The 1,118-nt window shown below is 46.8% G+C and carries 1 protein-coding gene; it reads left to right on the top strand.

Annotated elements, in window-relative coordinates:
• Window positions 1-1,118: ATP-binding protein (locus AB5935_RS27570; RefSeq protein WP_368328047.1), on the top strand; the 1,118-nt coding region annotated here is incomplete at both ends.

Here is a 1,118-nt window from a genome sequence, read left to right as displayed (position 1 = left end):
GGCTGTGAAAATAAGAAAGATGAAAGAGATGGAACAAATAAAGAATCAGGAGTTGTTCCAGTCGAAAATTACATTCTTCACTCAAGTGGCGCATGAAATCAAGACTCCGGTAAGCCTTATCAAAGCTCCGCTGGAAGCTATTCTGGAAACACATGAATGGAACAGTGAAGTGGAAAGCAACCTGTCTGTGATACGGAAGAACACCAACCGGTTGATGGAGCTTATCAAACAATTGCTCGACTTCCGCAAAGTGGACAAGGAAGGTTATACGCTTTCATTCAATGAAGTGGATATCAACCGGATGATAGAGGACATCATCGACCGTTTCCGTGCCATCTCCCTGACCGGAATATCTTTCAGCGTCTCTCTGCCGAAAGAGCACCTGCAATATAATGTAGACCAAGAGGCGCTGACTAAAATTGTCAGCAACCTGTTGACAAATGCCATGAAATATGCCCGTACCCGCATTATGGTAATTATGGACGAACATCTGTCTTCTGAAGGGCGCACGCTCTCCCTGTGTGTGCGTGACGACGGTCCGGGTATTCCACAAGAGGAGTGCAGCAAGGTTTTCGAACCGTTTTATCAGGTAGGAAACACAGGAAACAACGGATCGGGAGTGGGAATCGGATTGAGTCTCGTCAAATTGTTGGTGGAGAAGCATAAAGGAAAGGTTTATATCAATCCCGGCTATACGGAAGGATGCGAGGTATGTGTGGAAATTCCGTATTTGGAGAAAAGCATCTCTGTCAGCCCTTCCATCACTTCCATGCCCGACAAGGTTCTCGCTTCGGAGGAAGAGGGCGAACCCGCCGGTTACTCTCTTCTGGTAGTGGAAGACACGACGGATATGCTGGAGTTTCTGGCTAAAAATCTGGGAAATACCTATACCATCCATACAGCCACCAATGGCAAGGAAGCCTTGGAATGTCTGGAGACAACGACAGTAGATCTTATTATCAGCGACATCGTCATGCCCCACATGGACGGATTCGAATTGTTAAAGTCCATCCGTTCCGACAATATGCTTTGTCATATCCCGTTTATTCTGCTTTCGGCACTCGACAGCATCGATTCAAAAATTGCGGGTCTCGACTATGGCGCGGACGCTTATATAG

The organism is Phocaeicola sp. RTP21198st1_B8_RTP21198_201120 (assembly GCF_040929485.1).
In the GTDB taxonomy this organism is placed as follows: Bacteria; Bacteroidota; Bacteroidia; order Bacteroidales; family Bacteroidaceae; genus Phocaeicola; species Phocaeicola dorei.
Note: the sequence above shows the minus strand (reverse complement) of the source record. Positions and strands in the feature narration are given on the sequence as shown.